The sequence below is a fragment of the Agaribacillus sp. DX54 genome, from assembly GCF_056858335.1.
Genome location: NZ_JBXEQE010000083.1, coordinates 1 through 2,548 on the forward strand (window position 1 = coordinate 1; position 2,548 = coordinate 2,548).

Annotated in this window: 2 protein-coding genes; both read right to left on the bottom strand. The window is 44.7% G+C overall.

Annotated features, from left to right (window positions below; genetic code table 11):
* Positions 1-70: 70 nt before the first annotated feature.
* A complete protein-coding gene (gene istB, locus AC04NP_RS30365; RefSeq protein ID WP_482863886.1) occupies positions 71-835 on the bottom strand; it encodes an IS21-like element helper ATPase IstB in 765 nt (254 codons plus the stop codon).
* Positions 819-2,402, bottom strand: a complete 1,584-nt coding sequence (gene istA / locus AC04NP_RS30370; protein ID WP_482863887.1) for an IS21 family transposase — start codon at positions 2,400-2,402, stop codon at positions 819-821. Before istA ends, istB begins: the two co-directional genes overlap by 17 nt.
* Positions 2,403-2,548 lie beyond the last annotated feature (146 nt).

The window sequence follows — 2,548 nt, forward strand, 5'->3', positions numbered from 1 at the left end:
CAGAAAATGGCAATTAGGCATGCACCGATTTTGGCAACAAGCGTGCACAGTTTTTTCAAATATAATCGAGTTAATTTTCATGGTCAAAAAAAGATTTTCTATTTTTCATTCTGTAGCTTTTACCGTTCAGGTTAATCACTTCACAATGGTACAATAAACGGTCGAGCAAAGCGGTGGCCAGCACCTCGTCATCGAGCATTTTGGCCCAGTCAGCGGGCATCTTATTGGTGGTGATGATAAAAGCGGTATTCTCATAGAGTTGGTTTATAAAATGAAAGAAAGTGACTGCCTGGTTTTTGTCTACAGGGAAGAGCATAATGTCATCGATGACAATGAGGTTGGCTTTTAAAAGGCGTTTATAATCGGCCAGAGCAGTTCGGGTAAAGTCTTTCATTTTCAAGATGTTCAGGATTTCTTCCATAGTCCTGAAATAGGCTTTATAGCCTGCTGTTACAGCATCGGCACACAGTCCCGCTGCCAGGAATGATTTGCCTACCCCTGAGGGGCCCATCAACATCAGGTTAAAAAGTTGATCGAGCCATCCCAACTCCCGGAGCTGGCTGATACGGGTTTTGTGCAAGCCATTGTCAAAGGAGTAATCATATTCATCCAGATGGCATTTTTCAGGCAACCGTGCTGCTTTAAACCTCCTTTTCACCTCATTGTGATGTCGATGTTGTGCCTCTGCGGCTAGCAACTCAAGGGTAAACTCCCAAAAGCCACATCCCCTGGATTCTGCCTTGCAGATGATCTGATCAATGTTGGCATTGATGCCGGCGGTTTTAAACTGCCGGCAGTAGTTGGTAATCAATGCTCTTTTATCGATGTTTTCCATTTTGTCTGTCTTTGTTTATTATTTGCTGATAATCTTCAATAGAACTGGTACCGGGCTTTTTGAACGCGTTTTTATTGGCCGATCCGCTTATGGGGTTTAGGGTAACGATTTTAGTCTGTTTGGGCGATTGTTGTCCTTGGGTCAGATGGTTTATGATCGCTTTAAAATCAGTGGCATTGTAAATATGGTTTTCCAGGCAGTAATCATAGGCCTGGGCTATAATTTCCGGGGCTATATTTCGGATAGTTTCTCTGATGATAATGATCTGGTCCCGGATATAGCGGGGTTTGTCCTTACGGATCCCCGCGAGCCATTGCTTTGCTTTTTGTTCATCGGGCAGTAATTGACTGAGCTCAGTGATCATCTGGTCGATAGCAGCCGTTTTATCGCGTTTATGATCGGTATTGATCACCTTTTTGCCCTTGCCAACGGCCAGCCGGTGACGGCAGAGTTCATGGTTGCCTTGCTGGTCAGTAATGACCAGATACCCCTTTTGGACTTTTATGGCCACTTTTGTGCCTTTGCCCTGGTAAGTACCTGAGGGCAGGGAATATAAATTGCCTTTATAGGAGATCGAATTGTCAGTCCTGACCGTATAGGTAGCTATGAGGACAACCTTGGCAGCACAAGGCCGAGAGGGTCTCAGGAAGGGCTGTTCGATGTGCCATTCACTGAACGGTTCTTTTTTGGTGAAAGCATGCGGCAACATGTTGGCCGTTCGGCCCAGCCAATTCATCGCTTCATCGTTAAGTGTTTCAATGTTATGGAAGGTACGGTTGTACAGGAAGTTCTGCTTGACGTACTTGACCACATTCTCTACTTTCCCTTTACTTTGAGGATCGGCCTTGCGGCAAAAGTAAAGCTGAAAGGACTGGCTACGCGTATAGTTGCGAAAAGCTTCAGTGAGGATAATATCCCCATTGTTTTCACTGACAATAAAAACTTTATCCTGGTCATAGACAATCTGATCCGGGATACCCCGGATGTATTCAAAGGCTTGCTCATGGGCTTGTATGGCCAGATCAGCTGTAAAATACTGCTCGGTAAACCAAACATATTTGAAACGTGATCGGGATAACACCAGAATGAAAAAGAATACTTTTGTGCGGTTTCCAACCGCAGTACGCATGTTATATTCCCCGAAGTCTACCTGGGCTTGTTTACCATAAGCATGTTCTTCTACCAGCCCGAATTGGCGCTCGGCTTTAATCTGAGGCAGGTTATGCTTCTTTCGCACATGACAAACAAAGTTGAACACGGTTTTAGGGTTGACCACAGGGAAAGTGGGATCATATTCCTTGAGCCAGTCATGCATCTGGGCTGCTGAAGTATCCCGATAATGTTCCAGGCGTTCTTTGACAAAACCTTCATAAGCATCTAACACTTTCTTGCGATTTGATTGCCGGTTTAAAAAAGATTCATATTGGCGCTCGTCCATGGCCAGATAGTGGCTGACCGTGCGCCTGTTGAGCGCTAAATGCTTGCTGATCTGAGTGATGGAATGACCCTCACGGGACATTCGGTGGATTTCGTAGTACATCATAAATTTGGCTAAATACACATTCATTTTTTCGGTCGGGTTTTAAGCCGGCCAAGATAGTTTTAGCATGGGAAAGGGCATGCCCTTTCCCATGCTAAACTGTGCATTCCTTGTTGCCAATTTCTGTGCATTCTTAATTGCCAAAAACGGTGCAGTTTTATTTACCGATTAGA

Excerpts from the sequence above, each read along its gene's own strand:
- istB (WP_482863886.1), bottom strand. The coding sequence starts at position 835 with ATGGAAAACATCGATAAAAGAGCATTGATTACCAACTACTGCCGGCAG.
- istA (WP_482863887.1), bottom strand. The coding sequence starts at position 2,402 with ATGAATGTGTATTTAGCCAAATTTATGATGTACTACGAAATCCACCGA.